This is a genomic window from Pseudoxanthomonas sp. GM95, assembly GCF_900109775.1.
GTDB lineage: Bacteria > Pseudomonadota > Gammaproteobacteria > Xanthomonadales > Xanthomonadaceae > Pseudoxanthomonas_A.
The window spans coordinates 231,044-248,540 of sequence record NZ_FOAX01000002.1; the positions used below are offsets into that span (position 1 = coordinate 231,044).

General features: G+C 67.6%; 19 protein-coding genes. 11 read left to right on the forward strand and 8 right to left on the reverse strand.

What is annotated here, in order from left to right; all coding sequences use genetic code 11:
• Window positions 1–63 precede the first annotated feature (63 nt).
• A complete protein-coding gene (locus tag BMZ17_RS09210; protein WP_093138304.1) occupies window positions 64–1,158 on the reverse strand; it encodes an NADH:flavin oxidoreductase/NADH oxidase in 1,095 nt (364 codons plus the stop codon).
• 98 nt (window positions 1,159–1,256) lie between these two features.
• Between BMZ17_RS09210 and BMZ17_RS09215 the strand changes: the two genes are divergently transcribed.
• From BMZ17_RS09215 to BMZ17_RS09225, 3 genes are all read left to right on the forward strand, one after another.
• Window positions 1,257–1,568 (forward strand): ArsR/SmtB family transcription factor, encoded by a 312-nt coding sequence (locus tag BMZ17_RS09215; protein WP_254775263.1) that lies wholly within the window; start codon window positions 1,257–1,259, stop codon window positions 1,566–1,568.
• A gap of 96 nt (window positions 1,569–1,664) precedes the next feature.
• Window positions 1,665–2,033, forward strand: a complete 369-nt coding sequence (locus BMZ17_RS09220; protein ID WP_093138305.1) for a TraR/DksA family transcriptional regulator — start codon at window positions 1,665–1,667, stop codon at window positions 2,031–2,033.
• A gap of 108 nt (window positions 2,034–2,141) precedes the next feature.
• A complete protein-coding gene (locus BMZ17_RS09225; protein ID WP_093139537.1) occupies window positions 2,142–2,633 on the forward strand; it encodes a pyridoxamine 5'-phosphate oxidase family protein in 492 nt (163 codons plus the stop codon).
• Between the two features lie 94 nt (window positions 2,634–2,727).
• Here BMZ17_RS09225 and BMZ17_RS09230 read toward each other — a convergent pair whose 3' ends face one another.
• Window positions 2,728–3,159, reverse strand: a complete 432-nt coding sequence (locus BMZ17_RS09230) for a DUF3597 domain-containing protein (RefSeq protein WP_093138306.1) — start codon at window positions 3,157–3,159, stop codon at window positions 2,728–2,730.
• A 191-nt stretch (window positions 3,160–3,350) separates the two neighbouring features.
• Between BMZ17_RS09230 and BMZ17_RS09235 the strand changes: the two genes are divergently transcribed.
• Window positions 3,351–3,818, forward strand: a complete 468-nt coding sequence (locus BMZ17_RS09235) for a cupin domain-containing protein (RefSeq protein WP_093138307.1) — start codon at window positions 3,351–3,353, stop codon at window positions 3,816–3,818.
• A gap of 36 nt (window positions 3,819–3,854) precedes the next feature.
• Here the strand turns inward: BMZ17_RS09235 and BMZ17_RS09240 are convergent, their stop codons facing one another.
• The gene (locus tag BMZ17_RS09240; RefSeq protein WP_093138308.1) at window positions 3,855–4,445 is read right to left on the reverse strand and encodes an NADPH-dependent FMN reductase; all 591 of its coding nucleotides are present in this window, start codon (window positions 4,443–4,445) and stop codon (window positions 3,855–3,857) included.
• Between the two features lie 161 nt (window positions 4,446–4,606).
• Here BMZ17_RS09240 and BMZ17_RS09245 point away from each other — a divergent pair, with 161 nt between their 5' ends.
• From BMZ17_RS09245 to BMZ17_RS09255, 3 genes are all read left to right on the forward strand, one after another.
• Window positions 4,607–4,999: an ArsR/SmtB family transcription factor gene (locus BMZ17_RS09245; protein ID WP_093138309.1), complete on the forward strand. Its 393-nt coding sequence runs from the start codon at window positions 4,607–4,609 to the stop codon at window positions 4,997–4,999.
• A complete protein-coding gene (locus BMZ17_RS09250; RefSeq protein ID WP_093138310.1) occupies window positions 4,996–5,547 on the forward strand; it encodes an SRPBCC family protein in 552 nt (183 codons plus the stop codon). Before BMZ17_RS09245 ends, BMZ17_RS09250 begins: the two co-directional genes overlap by 4 nt.
• Before the next feature lie 72 nt (window positions 5,548–5,619).
• On the forward strand, window positions 5,620–6,660 hold the full coding sequence (locus BMZ17_RS09255) for a S41 family peptidase (RefSeq protein ID WP_093138311.1): 1,041 nt from the start codon (window positions 5,620–5,622) through the stop codon (window positions 6,658–6,660).
• A 10-nt stretch (window positions 6,661–6,670) separates the two neighbouring features.
• Here BMZ17_RS09255 and BMZ17_RS09260 read toward each other — a convergent pair whose 3' ends face one another.
• Window positions 6,671–7,462, reverse strand: coding sequence for an NAD(P)H-dependent oxidoreductase (locus BMZ17_RS09260; RefSeq protein ID WP_093138312.1), 792 nt, complete (start codon window positions 7,460–7,462; stop codon window positions 6,671–6,673).
• An 87-nt stretch (window positions 7,463–7,549) separates the two neighbouring features.
• On the opposite strand from BMZ17_RS09260, the gene BMZ17_RS09265 reads away from it, so the two are divergent.
• The gene (locus BMZ17_RS09265; RefSeq protein ID WP_093138313.1) at window positions 7,550–8,443 is read left to right on the forward strand and encodes a LysR family transcriptional regulator; all 894 of its coding nucleotides are present in this window, start codon (window positions 7,550–7,552) and stop codon (window positions 8,441–8,443) included.
• Window positions 8,444–8,582: 139 nt separating this feature from the next.
• Entirely contained in the window at window positions 8,583–9,554 is a 972-nt protein-coding gene (locus BMZ17_RS09270) for an HPP family protein (protein WP_093139540.1), read from the forward strand.
• A gap of 22 nt (window positions 9,555–9,576) precedes the next feature.
• On the opposite strand, the gene BMZ17_RS09275 is transcribed toward BMZ17_RS09270, so the two are convergent.
• Together BMZ17_RS09275 and BMZ17_RS09280 are read right to left on the reverse strand one after the other, a co-directional pair.
• Entirely contained in the window at window positions 9,577–11,184 is a 1,608-nt protein-coding gene (locus BMZ17_RS09275; protein ID WP_093138314.1) for an alpha/beta hydrolase, read from the reverse strand.
• Between the two features lie 195 nt (window positions 11,185–11,379).
• Window positions 11,380–12,741: a family 16 glycosylhydrolase gene (locus BMZ17_RS09280; RefSeq protein WP_093138315.1), complete on the reverse strand. Its 1,362-nt coding sequence runs from the start codon at window positions 12,739–12,741 to the stop codon at window positions 11,380–11,382.
• Window positions 12,742–13,152: 411 nt separating this feature from the next.
• On the opposite strand from BMZ17_RS09280, the gene BMZ17_RS09285 reads away from it, so the two are divergent.
• Complete coding sequence (locus BMZ17_RS09285; RefSeq protein WP_093138316.1) at window positions 13,153–14,853, forward strand: alpha-amylase family glycosyl hydrolase; 1,701 nt, start codon at window positions 13,153–13,155, stop codon at window positions 14,851–14,853.
• Between the two features lie 66 nt (window positions 14,854–14,919).
• Here BMZ17_RS09285 and BMZ17_RS09290 read toward each other — a convergent pair whose 3' ends face one another.
• Entirely contained in the window at window positions 14,920–15,303 is a 384-nt protein-coding gene (locus BMZ17_RS09290) for a winged helix-turn-helix transcriptional regulator (RefSeq protein ID WP_093138317.1), read from the reverse strand.
• 83 nt (window positions 15,304–15,386) lie between these two features.
• Here BMZ17_RS09290 and BMZ17_RS09295 point away from each other — a divergent pair, with 83 nt between their 5' ends.
• On the forward strand, window positions 15,387–16,451 hold the full coding sequence (locus BMZ17_RS09295; RefSeq protein ID WP_093138318.1) for an SDR family oxidoreductase: 1,065 nt from the start codon (window positions 15,387–15,389) through the stop codon (window positions 16,449–16,451).
• A gap of 18 nt (window positions 16,452–16,469) precedes the next feature.
• On the opposite strand, the gene BMZ17_RS09300 is transcribed toward BMZ17_RS09295, so the two are convergent.
• Complete coding sequence (locus BMZ17_RS09300) at window positions 16,470–17,492, reverse strand: purine-nucleoside phosphorylase (protein WP_175485540.1); 1,023 nt, start codon at window positions 17,490–17,492, stop codon at window positions 16,470–16,472.
• Between the last annotated feature and the right edge of the window lie 5 nt (window positions 17,493–17,497).

Below are 17,497 nucleotides of genomic sequence, written 5' to 3' on the forward strand. Positions count from 1 at the left end.
CTTTCGCTTGAACACGATGTCCAACGATGCGCGCCGATGCCTGCGGCGCGCATCGCCATGACCTCAGCTTGCGTAACGCTCCAGCCAGTGCGCGTACGGCGCCGGCAGCGTCCACGACGGCTTTTCCACGCCCAGCTGCTTGGCGGCGGCGAAGGTCCAGTGCGGATCGGCCAGGTGCGAACGGCCCACCATCACCAGGTCCAGCGACTCGCTGGCCACCGCCGCTTCCGCGGCCTCCGGCGTGCCGAAGCCCCAGGCCGAGGACACCGGCAAGCCGGTTTCCTGGCGCACGCGCTTGGCGATCGGCGCCAGGAACGATTGGCCCCAGGGAATCTTCACGTCGGGAATGGTGAAGTTGACGCTGACGCTCAGCATATCCAGGCCTTCACGCTTGAAGTCCTGCACCAGCGCGATCGACTCGGCCAACGTCTGCTCGTCGCGGCCGTCGTATTCGATCACGCCGAAGCGCGCGGTCAGCGGCAGGTGTTCGGGCCACACCTTGCGCACGGCGGCCAGCGTTTCCAGCAGGAAACGGCCGCGGTTTTCGGCGCTGCCGCCGTACTGGTCGTCGCGCTGGTTGGCATGTGGCGAGAAGAAGCTCTGGCCCAGATAGCCGTGGGCGAAGTGCAGTTCCAGCCACTGGAAGCCTGCCTCATGCGCGCGCTTGGCCGCGGCCACGAAGTCCTCGCGCACGCGCTGGATGTCGGCCAGGGTCATCGCCTTGGGCACGCGCGGCAGGCCCTGGCCGAAGGCGATCGCCGACGGTGCCAGGGTTTCCCAGTAGCGCGGATCGTCGTGGGCGATGTGGTCGTCGCCATCCCACGGCCGGTTGGCGTTGGCCTTGCGGCCGGCGTGGCCGATCTGGATGCCGGGCACGGCGCCGGCGGCCTGGATCGCGGCCACCATCGGCTTGAGCGCTTCGGCCTGCTGGTCATTCCACAGGCCCAGGCAGTTGGGGGTGATGCGGCCTTCGGGCGAGACGCCGGTGGCCTCGACGATGACCAGACCGGCACCGCCGCGGGCAAGGCCGGCCAAGTGGACGTGGTGCCAGTCATTGGCCAGGCCATCGACGGCCTCGTACTGGCACATCGGCGGCACCGCCACGCGGTTGCGCAGGGTGACGTCCTTCAGGGTGAAGGGTTGGAAGAGCGCGGACATCGGATTCCTTTGGGGGGGAGGGCAGGCGGCAGGAGAGCGTGTCGCCGCCATTAATTCGATAATAGTCGAACTATCGATTCTATGTCACCCCGGGTACCATGACCGTCATGCGCCCGTACAAGCATCCCGATCCGTCGACCTTCGCGCTGGAACGCATTTTCCATGCGCTCAGTGACCCGGCGCGGCTGGACATCGTTCGCCACCTGGACAGCGTGGAACGGGCGACGTGTGGCGAGCTGGAGTTCGGCCGGCCCAAATCCAGCATGTCGCATCACTTCCGTATCCTGCGCGAGGCGGGCCTGGTGCATACGCAGACCGCCGGGACCACGCACCTGAACACCTTGCGCCGGCAGGAGCTGGACGCGCGCTTCCCCGGCCTGCTCGGCGCGGTGCTGAAGCAACCGCGCTGACGCACGCGGCCGCGGCGTTGCGCGCGGTTCATCGGATTCACGGCATCGCCCCGCAGGGGCGCCTACGGTGGGCACGAACCTGCCATTGGATTTGCCATGCCTACCGACGCCTCGCCCCTGTCCCCTGATTTCATCGCCACGCAGAAGCAGCGCCTGCTCGACCTGCGCGCGGAGCTGCGCGGCGATACGCAGGCCTCGCAGCAGGAAGAAGACACGCTGCAGGAGGAGACCATGAACGAGGCGGAGAGCTCCGGCGACGGCGCGCAGAAGAACACCTTGCGCGACAACGACACCGCACTGATCGCGCACAACGCGGTGCGGATTCGCGACGTAGAGCGCGCGCTGCAGAAGATCGAGGACGGCACCTACGGCCTGTCCGATCGCAGTGGCCAGCCGATTCCGAAGGCGCGCCTGGAGGCATTGCCCGAAAGCCTGCTCACCGTGGAAGAAAGCGGCCAGGACTGAAGCACCGCCGCATCTGTTGCGGTGCCGTCAATATCCGGCGACTGCATCACCACAGTGGATGAGCAGGTGGGTGCGGACACTGGCGGCACCTTTTCGCAGGAGCGCCACATGACCAGCACGCCGCAGGACCTGGAACAGCAGTTCTGGAAAGCCCTCAAGTCCGACCGCACCGTCATGCTCGGGCTGGAGGGCGTGGACGATGGCCACACGCGGCCGATGACCGCGATGATCGAAGGGGATGCGGGCGGGCCGATCTGGTTCTTCACCGCCACCGACAATGCGATGGTGCAGCAGCTGGCCCAAGGCCATCGCGCGATCGCCGCCTTTGCCGCCAAGGATCACGCGCTGTTCGCCAGCGTGCGCGGCAGCCTGCATCGCGATGACGATCGCGCGGTGATCGATCGCTTGTGGAATCCCTTCATCGCCGCCTGGTACGAAGGCGGCAAGGACGATCCCAAGCTCGCACTACTGCGACTGGACCCGGAGCAGGCCGAGATCTGGCTCAATGGATCGAGCCTGCTGGCGGGTTTGAAACTGCTGCTCGGCCGCGACCCGAAGCACGACTACAAGGACAAGGTCGCCAAGGTGTCGCTCGACTGAGCGCGGCGGCCAGTTGGCCAAGTTGAATGACGCAAACGACGATGCCCGGACCTGGTCCGGGCATCGTCGTTCTGTGTGGCGCCTGGAGGCGCCTTCAGTGCTTGAGTTCTTCCGGCACCTTGCCGCCGTTGTCGGCCAGCTTCTTCATCACCGCCTTGTGCAGGGCGATGTTCTGCTCGGCGCTGCCGTGGTCGCCGGCGTGCACGTCGAGTTCGGCCGCCAGTTCCTTGCGCGCGGCCAGGCTGGAATCCAGGTCAAGCAGCTTGAGCAGGTCGACGATGGAATGCTGCCAGTCGCTCTTGCCGCCCTTGGCCTCAGCCATCGCGGTCAGCACCGCGGCCACGTCCACCGGCTCGGCCGGCGGGGCGACGGGTTCGGGTGTGCGTGCCGGCGGGGCGATGCCGGCGGTGGCCTCGGAGCCATCAACGATGATCACCGCGGGCTTCGGCGCGGCGCTGGGCGTGGCCACCGGCGGCGTGCTCGGGTGGCCGAAAATCTTGTTGACGATGCTGGAGAAGATGCTCATCGCAATGTCCTGGTTGGTCGGGGGAACCGCGAGCCTACGCCGGCCCGCACGCACGCGGGATGAAAGCGCGGTTGCACGCAGGTGAAGTCGCCGGGCGCGATTGCTGCGTAGTCTTCAATCGCCCGCAGGTGCGCCAGTAGAATGCCGACCCTGCCCAATCGCGGCACCCGCTTCCTCTGGATCGCTTCCTCATGGCCACGTCCTTCGTCACCGCTGTTTCGCTCTCGCTGCTGCTGGTTGCCGGCAGCGTCCATGCGGCCGAGCCCGCGCGCGTGATCCACCCCGATGACCTGCCGGCCGTGACGGTGTCCGAAGGCGTGCAGCTCAAGGAACTCACTGGCCGCGTCGCACCGGCAGGTGCGCGTTCCAGCCAGGGCAGCGTGGCGCTGTTCCAGTTGGCGGCTGGCAAGGCCAGCGCGTGGAGCCACAACAAGGTGGGCGAGGAGTCGTTCTTCATCCTCGAAGGTCATGGCGAAGTCTGGGTGGATGGCGCGCCGCATGCGGTCGGCCCGGGCGACTACATCCTGGTGCAGCCGCAATCGGTGCGCTCGATCCGCGCCTCGAGGGGCGAGCCGCTGAAGTTCTACGCGATCACCACGCCGGCCTGGAGCCAGGACGATGACGTGCTGGTGCCCGCACCGGCTGGCGCGCCGAAGTAGGCCCGCGCGCCGCCGGTCGCAACTGCACACATCGCGTCAGTAAGGCGGGGCCTTGCGTTCGCGCTGCGCGCGGGCGGCCTCGCTCCACCAGGCCAGGTCGTCGGCGAAGCGCGCGAAGCTCTTCTCCAGCGATTTGCCCGCTTCATCGATGGGCGCGCCCTGTGCATCCAGGGTCTTGCCGATCGGGCCGACGGTGACCGTGCTGGAGATCACCACCATGCCCATCTCCGAGAGCGTGCCGTGCCAGGCGACGCTGGCGTGCGCACCGGACAGGCGCCCGGCGGAATAACTGACGATGCCGGCCGGGCGCCAGAACCACTCTTCCAGGTAGTGGTCGGTGAGGTTCTTCAGGCCCGGCTGGACGCCCCAGTTGTATTCGCCGGTGACGAAGATGAAGCCATCAGCCTGGCGGATCTTGTCGGCCAGCGCTTCCATCGCGGCCGGCGCCTGGCCCTTCGGATATTCCTTGTACATGCGGTCGAGCATCGGCAGGTCGACCGCCTTGGCGTCGATCAGCTCGGCCTGCGCGCCGCGCGCGTTGAGCGTGCGCACGCAGTAGTCGGCCAGGCGGATGCCCATGCGGTCGGCGCGATAGGAGCCGTAGAAGACGAGGATGCGGTCGGACATCGGGAGGCCTGTGTGGAAGAGGGGGCGAGCCCGAGCATGGCATCGCCGGTGGAAGGGCGTTGTCGAGGCGTATGCCCATGCGCGGATGCCGTTCGTCGGCGCGGCAGAATAAATTTCACCTTTCGGTTGAATATCGCCGCGATCCGGGTAAATTCAACCGCATGGTTGAGAAAACGTCCGATGCACTCGATGCCGTGTTCCGCGCGCTGGCCGATCCCACGCGCCGGGCGATGCTGCAGGCCTTGTCGCGCCAGCCGCGCACGGTGGGCGAACTGGCCGCGCCGTTCGCCATCTCACTGGCCGGCGCGTCCAAGCACATCCAGATGCTGGAGCGCGCGGGGCTGATCCGACGCGAGGTGCAGGGCCGCGTCCACACCTGCCGGCTGGAAGCGCAACCGCTGCACGCTGGCGCCGAGTGGATCCGCCACTACGAACGCTTCTGGAACCAGCAATTCGACGCCCTCGATGCCGTGCTCAAGGCCGAGGACGCCGCCACGCCAACGCCGCCCGCCACACGCAGCGGCACCACCCGCAAGCCCAGGAGGACACCATGACCCTTGCCTCGACCGACGCCGATTACGGCGTGTTGACCGCGCCCGACACCGTCCGTGTCGAACGCCTGCTGCCCGGCCCGATCACGCGCGTCTGGCGCTATCTGACCGAGCCCGACTTGCGTGCGCAGTGGTTTGCCGGCGGCCCGATGGCCCCGCATCCCGGCGGTGCCGTGGCGCTGGTGTTCAAGAATTCCGAGCTGACCGAGCACGACGATCCGGCACCGGCCAAATACGCCAGGCAGGCCGGCACCGTGCATTCGAGCGGCACGATCACCGACTTCGATCCGCCGCACCTGCTGGGTTTTTTGTGGGGTGAGGGCGAGGATGCCTCGCACGTGCGGTTCGAGTTGAGCGAACGCGGTGAGCAGGTCCGGCTGGTGGTGATCCACAGCCGCCTGTCGTCGGCCGGCATGATCCTCAGCGTGTCCGGCGGCTGGCACACCCACCTGGACATCCTGGGCGACTGCATCGCCGGCCGCACGCCGGAAGGCTTCTGGCGCAAGCACACGCGGCTGGAAGCCGAGTACGCAAAGCGGCTTGGTCTCTAGCGAAGACGGCTGTACCCAGGGCGAGTAAGGTGCAAGGGCAGGCCGTCCCGCTTGGACGGCACGGAGTGCGCCATGCGGATACGGCTCATCGGCACGATCGTCCTGGCGGCGGCAAGCCTGCTGTCGGCCGGCAATGCCGCGGCCGCCGACCGCATCAGCCAGGGCGAGCGCGACGCGCTGATCGACGCGATCGCCACGCGGTTGCGTGACGAATACATCGCGCTGGCGTTGGTCCAGCCGATGGCTGAGGCACTGCGGGAAAATTCACGCCGCGGTGCTTACGCCACGCTCGAAGATCCGGTCGCGCTCGGCCAACGCCTGACCGAAGACCTGCGTGCGGTCAGTCATGACGGACACCTGTGGCTGGAATACCACCCGGAAGGCGCACGTGACGAGCCGATCCGTCCCTCGTTGGAAGACCTTGAACGCTGGCGCGACGCCGTGGCCCGCGATGGCTTCGGCTTTGATCGGGTCGAACGCTTGGCAGGCAACATCGGCTACGTGAAGTTCCGCGTGTTCGCCTACCCGGAACTGGGCGCGCAGGCCGCGAGCCAGGCGATGGGCCTGGTCGCGCACACCGATGCGCTGATCCTGGACCTGCGTGACAACGCGGGCGGTGACCCGCAGATGGTGGCGTACCTGGCGAGCTACGTGCTGGACGGGCCGGTGCATCTCAACGATCTGGTCTTCCGCAAAGGGGGCGTGGTGGAGCAGGCGTGGACCATGCCGGTGCCAGGTCCGCGTTTTGGCGGACGCAAGCCGCTCTACCTGCTGACCAGCAAGGCGACATTCTCAGCGGCGGAAGACTTCGCCTATGCACTGCAACAGCAAGGGCGCGCCACCATCGTGGGCGAACCCACCGGCGGTGGCGCGCATCCGAGCCGTGCATTCAAACTGACCGAGCACTTCGCCATTGCCATCCCGTATGCGCGCTCGCGCAGTCCGATCAGCCAGACGAATTGGGAAGGCACGGGCGTGGTGCCAGAGCGCCCGGTACCGGCCGGTGATGCGCTGCAGGTGGCGCATCGCGCGGCGCTCGAACGCCTCGCGCAGGCCAGTGCCGATGTGGGGGAACGAGAGCGCCTGCGCGCGTTGATGCCCGCGGCGGATTGACGGCCCCAGCTCAGTCAGTGGCCGCGGTGCTCACATGCGCGGCAAAGCCGGTCTGCCCCGGCGCGATGCCATCGTGCAATGTCAGTGCGGGGATCACGTAGTCGCCGCCGTTCTGCTTGCGGAAGGCGATCGGGGGTGTCGTGAACAGTGCGTCCAGGCGCTGGCCGAGTGCGTCGCGGATCTGCACGAAGCGCGCCTCGTCGGCGCGGTCGGTGCGATAGGCGACGTACGGCGGCAGCACGTCGAAGCCTGGGTAATGCAGCACGCCGTGCTGGATCGGGAACAGCAGGTCGTTGATCGGCCCGTTGATGCCGCGCGCGCTGTAATGCGGTTCCCAGCCGCCGGTGGTGACCACCAGCATCGCGCGCTTGCCGGCCATCATGCCCTCGCCATAGCGGTCGCCCCAATGTCGGTCCGAGTGCTCGCCCACGCCGTAGGCAAACCCATAGGCATACACGCGCTCGACCCAACCTTTCAGGATTGCCGGCATCGAAAACCACCACAGCGGGAACTGCAGGAGCAGCGCATCGGCCCAGCGCAGCTTGTCCTGCTCGGCCACGATGTCCGGCGTCTGCAGGCCGTGTTCCAGCGCGTGCCTGGATGCACACGAGGCGTTGAAGCGTGCGGGCGGCTGCGGGTCCAGCGTGTCGCGTGCGTCCAGTGGCGCCTTCCACTGCATGGCGTACAGATCCGAGACCTGCACCTGGTGTCCGGCGGCCTGCAGGCGCTGGACGGCGAAGTCCTTCAGCGCGCCGTTCAGGGACTGCGGCTCGGGATGGGCGTAGACGATCAGGACGTTCATGGCGTGGCACCTGGGAAGAAGATGCAGCGCACCGTAGGCAGGCGCCCGGTATATTGGAAATGAATTTCCAATATTCCAGGTATAGCCATGACCAATCTGAGGACGCTGGACCTCAACCTGCTGCTGACCCTGGATGCGCTGCTGGCCGAGCACAACGTCACCCGTGCCGCACAGCGGCTGCACCTGTCCCAGCCCTCGGTGAGCGTGCACCTGGCCAAGCTGCGCGCGGTGTTCGACGATCCGCTGCTGCTGCCCGGGCCGCGCGGGATGCGCCCGACCGCTCGCGCCGACGCGCTGCGTGAGCCCCTGCGCCAGGCGCTGGAAGGACTGGAGCGCGCGGTCTCGCCGGCAGCGCCGTTCGATCCGGCCCAGGCGCGCCACCGCTGGCGCGTGGTGGCGTCCGACTACACCGAGACCACGGTACTGTTGCCCGCGCTGGCCGCGCTGCGTGCTGCAGCGCCCGGCACGCAACTGGCGATCCTGCAGAAGCAGCCGGCGCAACTCGCGCGCCTGGCCGAGCAGGGCGATATCGACCTGGCCCTGCACACCACCGAAGGCGCGCCGCCCGGCCTGCGCCGCCGCGCGCTCTACACCGAGCGCTATGTGCTGGCCGGCCGTGCGGATCATCCGCGCCTGCAGCGCAAGCCGACGCTGGCGCAGTTCTGCAAGCTGGAGCATGTGATCGTCTCGCCCGACGGCGGCGGCTTCCACGCGGGCACCGATGCCGCGCTGGCCGAGCTGGGCAAGGCGCGCCGCGTGGTGCTGTCGGTGCCGCACTTCCGCTTCGTACTGTCGGTGCTGGCCCGCACCGACCTGGTCGCGTTGCTGCCGCAGCGGCTGATGTGCGGGCAACCGTCGCTGCGCGTGGTCGAGCCGCCGCTGGCGGTGCCGGGGTTCGAGATGTCGATGCTCTGGCACGAGCGCGTGCATCGCGATTCAGCGCACCAATGGCTGCGCGCGCAGCTGGCGGCGAGCGTGTGAGTACACGCCTGCCGGCTGGTGGCAACGAATTCGCGCCGACGTGTCGTCAGGCTGCATCACGGTTCGCGGGCCGCGTTAGCATCGCGCTTCGGCGCGTCCTTGACGGTGCCGATGACACTGCCGCATCGAGATGGCCCGCATGACTGCATCGTCCCTGTTGAACGAACTCCGCCTGCTGCTGGGCATCGAACGCGGGACCACGCGTGCGGGAGAGAAATGGATCTCCGGCCTGGGTGCGCTGTTCGGCATCCTGGCGGTGTACGGCCTGGCGCGCTGGTGCGCGCCGCAGGGTTCGCCGATGGGCGGGCCGATGGTGGCCTCGATGGGCGCCTCGGCCGTGTTGCTGTTCGCGGTGCCGCAGGGCGCGCTGTCGCAGCCGTGGGCGGTGATCGGCGGACATCTGCTGTCGGCCTTCATCGGCGTGAGCTGCCAGCGGCTGTTGCCTGGACATGACCTCACGCCCGCGCTGGCGGTCGGCCTGGCCGTCTGCGCGATGGCGTTCGCGCGCTGCATCCATCCGCCGGGTGGTGCAACCGCGCTGACGGCCGTGATCGGCGGCGATGCGGTGCATGCGCTGGGCTATCACTACCTGCTGATGCCGGTGTTGATCAATGTGGTCGCGATCCTGGCGATTGCGGTGCTGTTCAACGCACTGTTCGGCTGGCGGCGCTATCCCGCGCACTTGAATCATCGCGCCCGGGCCGCAATGGTGACGCCGCCGGCGCAACGCCAGTTCGACCTGACCCAGGAAGACTTCCACGCGGCGATGGCCGAACTCAACGCCTACGTGGACGTGACCAGCGAACAACTGACCGAGTTGCTGGAGCTGGCCAAGCAGCACGCCGAGCGCGACGCGATCCATCCGCAGGACATCGTCGTCGGTCACTGCTACAGCAATGGCCGCCTGGGCCGCGCCTGGGGCGTGCGCGAAGTGCTGGAAGAGGCGTCAGCCAATACGGCGACCGCGCAGGTGCATTACCGCGCCGTCGCTGGCGCCGAGGCGGGCCAGACCGGCAGCTGCACGCGCGAGATGTTCCGCCAGTGGGCGCGTTTTGAAGTCAGCGCGCAGGCCGATGGCCGCTGGCACAAGGCCGGTCGCGACACGCGCTGACCGGCCGGTTGCGGGTGCGCGATTACTGCTTCGGCCGCGCCACGCCGTACATCTCCCACGCGATCTTCTTGAGCAGGGCGTTGCTGTCCTCGCCCTCTTTGTACAAATCGAAGTGGGTGCGGCCGTCGAGGTAGCGGAAGTCACTCTTCGCCTTCAGGCCATCGAGCACCGCCTGGAACCTGTGCGCCGCGCCATCCAGGTAGAACGTGTCGGCGGTGCCGACGATCAGGTGGATCTTGCCGTCCAGGTCGGGCTTGAGCGACGGCCATTGCGCCGCCACGCGCGCGGCGATGTCGTAGTGGTCGTGCCAGTAGGCGACCACGGCCGGATCGACCTTGCCGGTATCGCGGTCGAACATCGGCACCGGGCGGCCATCGGCGCCGCGCGGCGAGAACACCCATTCGAACGAGGCCATCTGGCCGCCATAAGGGCCCAGCACGCGCTCCAGCTTGGCGAAGGTTTCGACGTCGGCGATGACCTCGCCCTGGTCGCGGATCAGCGGCACCTGGCTGCCATCGGGCTTGCGATACATGTTGGCATCGGGCGCGTACAGGTCCACGCCGGTGAAGTCGTGGAAGTCGCTGGGATCAGGCGAGGTCGACCAGGTGCCGCCGAACAGCTTCGGATAGCGGGTCTGCAGCCACAGCGTGGCCCAGCCGCCGGACGAATGCCCGTTGAGGAAGCGCCCGCTGGCCTTGGCGTCCATGCGGTAGTTCTTTTCCAGCGCAGGAATCAGCTCTTCCGTCAGCGCCGTGCCCCACGGCCCGTTGTTGACCGAGTCGGCGAACTCGTGGGTGCCGGTCGGCGTGGCCTGGTCCAGGAACACCCAGATCATCGCCGGCATCTGCTTGGCCGCCATCGCCTGCCACACCGAGGCGATGCTGCCGGCGAAGCGGTTGTAGTTGCCGGTGTAGCCATGGGTGAAATACACGGTGGGATAGCGCGTGGCGGCCTTGGCGTCGTAACCGGGCGGGGTCAGCACACGCGCGCGGATCGACACCGGACGGCCCCAGAAGGCACTCAGCGCCGGGCTCACCATCGAGGCATCGGTGGTGTGCGCCTTGGCTTCGGGCAAGGCGTCGCGCGCGGCCTGCGGGGCGCGTGGCGAGAGCTGCCAGGGATCGTCGCTGACCGGCACCTGCTGGGTCAGTGCCAGCGTCGGCAGCGGCTTGCCCTTGGCCAGCGCGACCGGCGTGACGGCGCTGATCAGGTCGCCGCCATCGCGGCCGATGTAGTTGTAGCTGTGATCGGGGTCGAGCACCGCCTGCATCAGGTAGTCGCCAGCCGGCAGGGCGGAGAAACCGCTGGGGAAGGCCACGTCGTCCAGATCGATCTCGACGCTGGCGCCGGGCTTGAGCGCGGTCACTTCCTGCGCGGCCACGGCGACCGAGGTGGGGTGGAAGGGATTCATGTCCACTTCCTCGACCTTGTCGTCCTTGGCCTGCGCTTTGGCTTCGTCGGCCTTGGTCGCGAACACCAGCAGGCGACCGGACGTCGGCTGCTGGCTGGCGCCATCAAGCGTGACGCGCAGCAGGCGGTGCGAGGTGGCCGGCTCGGCCGCATGCACGCAGGAGGCGCACAGCAGGCTGACGGCCAGGCCCAGGGTTGGGGCAAGACGATGCAGATACATGAAAGTCCCTTGAAGCAGCGGTGGCAAGGGCAGGGCGCGCTGCCCCGCGGACGCTGACGTTATCCGCTTTTTTCTGGCTCCGCGCATGACGCGATGGACACCATGACTTCCTTCCCATGTACCGCTTGCGTCGCTCTGATGCAAAAGACCGCGGGAGCGACCCGCGGTCCTGGAGCATGCACTTCGATGTCGCGCTTACGGGCTCTGGTAGTAGACGTTGTCGATGGCGAAATCCACATCGGCCGGCGGCGGATCGGAGACCACCATGAAAGGCTGCTTCACCGCGGTGAGGTCCAGGTCGTAGAACGCGCTGAAGGGCACGGTGACTTCATGCCACTGGCCGTCGCGGACCAGGCCGTAGTTGTTGCCGCCGCTGACGAAGTCCACCCAGCTATCGCCGAAGGAGGTATTGATGCCGATCTTGAAGGTGCCGGTGGCATTGGTCTTCATCTGGAACTTGAGCGATCCGCCGGCGTAGTGGCTGAAGTTCATGAAGCCGGTGCTGATGCCCAGCCCGTACCAGTTGTTGGCCGCGGCGTGGTACGACATCACCTCGCTGCCTTCGAACGCGGCGCCGTTGTTGGGCGTGAGGTTGTTCCACAGGAACAGGTCGGTGCCGTTGCCATAGGTCAGCTGGCCATTGAGGCCGGACTGCTCGGAAAACAGCCCGAACTTGCCGGCCGGCGCGGCGTTGGCCGAGCCCACGTACAGCTCCGCGCCGGGCGTGTCCTGGTACAGGCGGATGTAGTCGACCTCCATCTTGCCGGGGATCGGTGCGGTGATGCCGGCCACGTCGTGGATGCCCGGATAGTTGCCGCCCACGGCCAGGTTGAGCAGCAGGAACTGCTGGGCATGGAACTCATCCAGCGAGCCGCCCTGGATATCGGAAATGGCGAACTCGAAGTACTGCTGTCCATCGATGGACATGCGCAGGTAGTTCGCGTCCCAGGTCAGCTTGTAGGTGTGGAAATCGTTCTGCAGGTCCACCGGGCTGTTGTAGTCGCTGCCGTAGTCGGCTTGCGAGCCGTTGTAGTCCCAGTGCACCGCGGCGCCGACGCGGCGGTTGGCCATGCCGTCGGCGATGGCCTGCGCCGAGCCGGCTTCCATCATGTCGATCTCGCCGCGGGCCGGCCACACGCCGACCGCGCCCAGCATCCAGTACGCCGGCCACAGGCCATTGCCGGCCTGCGGGATCTTGATCCGCGCTTCCAGCGTGCCGTACTTGAAGTGCATGCGGCCCTCGGTCTTCAGCCGCGCGGAAGTGAAGGGCTTGCCGCCGAAGTCTTCGCGACGCGCTTCGATGATCAGGTTGCCGTTTTCCACGCGGGCGTTTTCCGGGCGACTGGTGTAGTACTCCAGCTCGGCGTTGCCCCAGCCGCAGTTGCCGATCTGGCAGCCATCGCCGACGTCATAGGTCCACTTGTTGCCGTCGATGGCGGTGCCATCGAAGTTGTCTTCCCAGACTAGCGTCTGGGCCTGCGCAGCCGGCACGTGCGTGGCGCAGGCAGCGCCGATGAGCACGGCGGATGACACCGCCAGGGCACGGAATAAGGTCATGCGGTTCTCTCCTTTGGGTGGTGGAGCGGCCTGCCTGGGCGGCGGGCCGGCAGCGACCCTCGACCCGGCATGACAGCGCTGTCAAAGCCTGATTTGCGCGATGTGCGGAACTGAAGGCTCTGTCACAGCGAGTCGTTCACGGCGCATGAAAAGCACGGTCAGATTCGCCGGGTCTTGCTGCATGACAACAGCGCGCCATCGGTGCAAGTCCTTGATATGGAAGCGTTTTCGGTGGCGTTTCCCAGCGCGCGAGCGCCCTGTGCGGACCAGGCGCCGGCGGGAACCAAAACGCGGCGTGCGCCAGCGCTAGCGCGAACCGGCGGTTACGGCGCGTTGAAGCGGCGCTCGGTAAGTTGGCGTGCGTCGGCGTTCGCTGGAAAGCCGATGCTTCTTCCGCAACCCAGGGCCTGCATGCGTTCCAAACTTCGACCCAAGGTGCTCGACGCGTGGTGGCGCGGCGCCGTGATCTACCAGGTGTATCCGCGCAGTTTTTCCGACAGCAACGGCGATGGCGTGGGCGACTTGCCCGGCATCACCGCGCACCTGGACCACATTGCCGAGCTGGGCTGCGACGCGGTGTGGATCTCGCCGTTCTTCAAGTCGCCGATGCGCGACTTCGGCTACGACATCTCCGACTATCGCGACGTCGATCCGCTGTTCGGCACGCTGGCCGACTTCGATGCGCTGGTCGAGCGTGCGCACGCGCTGGGCCTGAAGGTGCTGATCGACCAAGTGATCTCGCACACCGCCGATGCGCATCCGTGGTTCGTCGAAAGCCGCAGCAGCCGCGACAATCCCAAGGCCGACTGGTACGTGTGGGCCGACGCCAAGCCCGACGGCGGCCCGCCCAACAACTGGCTGGGCATGTTCGGCGGCGGTGCCTGGCAGTGGGAGTCGCGGCGCCAGCAGTATTACTTCCATGGCTTCCTGACCAGCCAGCCGGATCTGAACTTCCATAACCCGCAGGTGCAGGCCGCCGTGCTGGAGGAGGTGCGCTTCTGGTGCGAGCGTGGCGTGGACGGCTTCCGCTTCGATGCCTGCAACAACTTCTTCCACGACGCGGCGCTGACCGACAATCCGCCTTCGACGGACGCGCAACGTGCGCGCACCAGCACGGTCAAGCGCGACAACCCTTTCAGCCTGCAATGGCACGTGCACGACAAGAGCCGGCCGGAGAACCTGGCCTTCCTCGAACGCCTGCGCATGCTGCTGGACGACTACGGCGTGGCCAGCGTCGGCGAGATCGGCGACGAAGCCGCGCCGCCGCTGATGGCCGACTACACTGCGGCCGGCAAGCGCCTGCACATGGCCTACAGCTTCCAGCTGCTGCAGGGCGATGGCTCGGCCGCGCGCATCCGCCAGGAGGTCGAACTACTGGAGCGCGAGCTGGCCCGCACCGGCGGCTGGGGCTGCTGGGCACTGTCCAATCACGACGTGATGCGCGTCGCGTCGCGCTGGGCGCCTGACGGCGTGGTCGATGACAACGTCAGCCGCCTACTGATGACGCTGCTGGTGTGCCTGCGCGGCAGCGTGTGCCTGTACCAGGGCGAGGAACTGGGCCTGCCGGAAGTGGAGGTGCCGTTCGAGCGGCTGCAGGATCCTTACGGCATCGCGTTCTGGCCGGAATTCAAGGGGCGGGACGGCTGCCGCACGCCGATGCCGTGGATCGCCGATGCGGTGCAGTGCGGCTTTACCGTCAACGTACCTTGGCTGCCGCTGAGTGGTTCGCATGCCGAACGCGCGGTGGACCGCCAGCGGGCAGATCCGTTCAGCACCTATCACCACACCCGGCGCCTGCTGGCCTGGCGCCGCGACGAGGCGCGGCTGCGCGTGGACGATATCCGGTTCCACGAGGCGCCGGAGGGCGTGCTGCTGTTCGAGCGCGGCGCGTTGCCGCACGATCCGTCGCAGCGTGCGCCCGGCAGCCTGGTGGTGATGATCAATCTCGGTGGCGAAGCGGTGGTGATTCCGCGGCCTGCGTTGTTGCACGGTGCGCAGCCAATCCAGGGGGCGACAGTCGATCCGGCGCGTTGCGTCGAGGACAGCGGCGCGGTTGATGCGGACTGGATCCTGGCGCCGCACAGCGCGGCGGTGGCGGAGCTGCCGCGCTAGCGCTTGCTTTCACTGCAGAGACGGCGAGACGCACGCATCGATCGCGTGCGTTGCGTGTCGCGGCGATCAACCCCGGCGGCGTGAGGTCGCGCGCGGCTTGAGCGCATCCAGTGCGGAGGCATTGCGCCGCGCCCAGTCGTAGATCAGTTCGATCGGTTCGACCAGCTGCACGCCCAGTGGCGTCAGGGTGTAATCGACCGCCGGCGGCACGGTCGGATGCACGGTGCGCAGCAGCGCGCCGGCGTCTTCCAGCTCGCGCAGGGTCTGGGTCAGCATCTTCTTGGAGATCGCCGGCAGGCTGCGATGCAGCGCGCCGGTGCGCGCGCTGCCGCCGTGGCGCACCGACAGCGTGTGCAGCACCATCGAGGTCCATTTGGTGCTGAACAGCTCCAGCACGCGCCGTGGCGCGCAATCCTCGCGCCAGTCTTCTTCGGGCGAACCTGACTTCATGGGGTGGTCACCATTTCGTGCCTGCTTGGAAGCGTCCACCGCCTTGTCTATGGTGGCGCCCTGAATTTTTCGGAGTCCACATTGTGACCCAACACGCCTTGGTCGTCGGCGCCACCGGCATCACCGGCAGCGCGCTCATCGATCTGCTGCTTGAACACGGCTGGCAGGTGAGCGGGCTTGCGCGTCGTCCCGACACCTTGCGCGCCGGCGTGGCCCGCATCGCCGCCGATCTGCAGGACGCGGTCGCCACGCGCGCGGCGCTGGACGGCATCGCCCCGACGCACGTGTTCATCACCACGTGGGCGCGCCAGGCCAACGAGGCCGAGAACATTCGCGTCAATGGCGCGATGGTGCGCCACCTGCTCGACGCACTGCAGCCGGCACGCAGCGTGCAGCATGTTGCGCTGGTGACGGGGTTGAAGCATTACCTCGGGCCGTTCGAAGCCTATGCGCAGGGCGCGCTGCCACAGACGCCGTTCCGCGAGGAACAGGGCCGCCTGGACGTGGACAACTTCTACTACGCGCAGGAAGACGAAGTGTTCGCCGCGGCCAAGCGCGACGGCTTCCACTGGAGCGTGCATCGCCCGCACACGGTGATCGGTGCGGCGGTCGGCAATGCGATGAACATGGGCACCACGCTGGCCGTCTACGCGGCGCTGTGCAAGGCGCGCGGCCGGCCGTTCTATTTCCCCGGTTCGCTCGCGCAGTGGAACGGCCTGACCGACATGACCGACGCGCGCCAGCTGGCCAAACAGCTGCTCTGGGCCACGCAGACGCCGGCGGCGTTCGACCAGGCGTTCAACATCGTCAACGGCGATGTGTTCCGTTGGAGCTGGATGTGGCAGCGCCTGGCGCAGTGGTTCGATGTCGAGGCTGCGCCGTTCAACGGGGAAGTGCGGCCGCTGGAACAGCAGATGGCCGATGACGCGCCGCACTGGGCCGCGCTGGCGGCCGAACACGGCCTGGCCGAGCCCGACATGGCGCGCCTGGTCTCGCCCTGGCATACCGATGCCGACCTTGGCCGTCCGCTGGAAGTGATGACCGACATGTCCAAGAGCCGGCGCATGGGCTTCCTCGATTACCAGCCCAGCGACGATGCGTTCTTCGACCTGTTCACGCGCCTGCGTGCGGAGCGGCTGATTCCCTGAGCGGACGCCGCCGGGGCCTTAGCGTGCGGGCACCCCGTCGCGCCATTGCGGCCAGTGGGCGACGATGTGGTCGACCACGCGGGCGCCCACGGCCTCGATGTTCTGCACGGTTTCGGGGAAGCCGCCGGCGGTTTCGCCCGGCGCGGGATCGAGGTGCTGCAGCGTGGTTTCGTGCGGATTGCCCTGGTCGAAGTTGACCGCGCCGCGCAGGCTGAGGATGCGGTCGGTGCCATGGGTACGCTGGATCACCAGGACCAGCGCGGCCGCTTCCATCTCGGTGATGACGTAATCGTCGGCGCCGTAGAGCTTGGCGATGTACTGCGCCTGCTGCGAAAAGCCGGGACCGTGGAAAAACGTATCGCCGGTCATGTGCGTGCCGGTGCCCACGAACGGCGCGCGCCGCGCGGCCGCATCGGGATAGCGCAGGCGATAGGCGCGTGCGGCGTCGGAATCGGCCAGCGGCACGCCTTGCGAGAGCTGCAGCGCCCAGCCGACCAGCGCCGGGTTGAGCTGGAACACGCGGTAGGCCTCGTAGCCCTTGCGCGGCATGAAGGTCGGTGCGCCCGGGGTGTTTTCCTCCGGCGCCCAGCGATGGCCCAGATCGAAATCGACCAGCCAGCTGGCCCAGTTGACCTCGCCGATGGTCCCGCGCGATGGCGGCGTGCCACCGACGCCGGACAGCAGGTAATAGCTGCGAGAGAAGTCGAACGCGGGATTCAGCAGGATCGCCTGCATCGACGCGGATGAATTCACCTTGCCCATGCCCAGCACCGCGCCGCACACGCCATCGGTGTTGCAGTAGACCGGGTTGAGCGCGCCGGGCACGGCGATCGGTGTGGCGTTCTTCCAGTAGCGCTCGTACCAGTGCTGGAACTCGCCGGCGCGGTCGCCCGTGTTGGCGCCGATCTCGAACATCGCCGCCACGAACACCTTCACCTGTATCGGCTGCTGTGGCGTGGCCGCAGGCGCGGCGCGCGCCAGGCACAGCGCGGCGAGCGTCCACAAGGCGGTGCAGGAAACCTTCAAGGCGAAACGGGGCATGGCAG

Excerpts from the sequence above, each read along its gene's own strand:
- BMZ17_RS09260 (WP_093138312.1), bottom strand. The coding sequence starts at position 7,462 with ATGAACGTCCTGATCGTCTACGCCCATCCCGAGCCGCAGTCCCTGAAC.
- BMZ17_RS09250 (WP_093138310.1), top strand. The coding sequence starts at position 4,996 with ATGACCCTTGCCTCGACCGACGCCGATTACGGCGTGTTGACCGCGCCC.
- BMZ17_RS09285 (WP_093138316.1), top strand. The coding sequence starts at position 13,153 with ATGCGTTCCAAACTTCGACCCAAGGTGCTCGACGCGTGGTGGCGCGGC.
- BMZ17_RS09265 (WP_093138313.1), top strand. The coding sequence starts at position 7,550 with ATGACCAATCTGAGGACGCTGGACCTCAACCTGCTGCTGACCCTGGAT.
- BMZ17_RS09230 (WP_093138306.1), bottom strand. The coding sequence starts at position 3,159 with ATGAGCATCTTCTCCAGCATCGTCAACAAGATTTTCGGCCACCCGAGC.
- BMZ17_RS09225 (WP_093139537.1), top strand. The coding sequence starts at position 2,142 with ATGACCAGCACGCCGCAGGACCTGGAACAGCAGTTCTGGAAAGCCCTC.
- BMZ17_RS09245 (WP_093138309.1), top strand. The coding sequence starts at position 4,607 with ATGGTTGAGAAAACGTCCGATGCACTCGATGCCGTGTTCCGCGCGCTG.
- BMZ17_RS09235 (WP_093138307.1), top strand. The coding sequence starts at position 3,351 with ATGGCCACGTCCTTCGTCACCGCTGTTTCGCTCTCGCTGCTGCTGGTT.
- BMZ17_RS09280 (WP_093138315.1), bottom strand. The coding sequence starts at position 12,741 with ATGACCTTATTCCGTGCCCTGGCGGTGTCATCCGCCGTGCTCATCGGC.
- BMZ17_RS09270 (WP_093139540.1), top strand. The coding sequence starts at position 8,583 with ATGACTGCATCGTCCCTGTTGAACGAACTCCGCCTGCTGCTGGGCATC.
- BMZ17_RS09210 (WP_093138304.1), bottom strand. The coding sequence starts at position 1,158 with ATGTCCGCGCTCTTCCAACCCTTCACCCTGAAGGACGTCACCCTGCGC.
- BMZ17_RS09300 (WP_175485540.1), bottom strand. The coding sequence starts at position 17,492 with ATGCCCCGTTTCGCCTTGAAGGTTTCCTGCACCGCCTTGTGGACGCTC.
- BMZ17_RS09240 (WP_093138308.1), bottom strand. The coding sequence starts at position 4,445 with ATGTCCGACCGCATCCTCGTCTTCTACGGCTCCTATCGCGCCGACCGC.
- BMZ17_RS09290 (WP_093138317.1), bottom strand. The coding sequence starts at position 15,303 with ATGAAGTCAGGTTCGCCCGAAGAAGACTGGCGCGAGGATTGCGCGCCA.
- BMZ17_RS09275 (WP_093138314.1), bottom strand. The coding sequence starts at position 11,184 with ATGTATCTGCATCGTCTTGCCCCAACCCTGGGCCTGGCCGTCAGCCTG.
- BMZ17_RS09215 (WP_254775263.1), top strand. The coding sequence starts at position 1,257 with ATGACCGTCATGCGCCCGTACAAGCATCCCGATCCGTCGACCTTCGCG.
- BMZ17_RS09220 (WP_093138305.1), top strand. The coding sequence starts at position 1,665 with ATGCCTACCGACGCCTCGCCCCTGTCCCCTGATTTCATCGCCACGCAG.
- BMZ17_RS09255 (WP_093138311.1), top strand. The coding sequence starts at position 5,620 with ATGCGGATACGGCTCATCGGCACGATCGTCCTGGCGGCGGCAAGCCTG.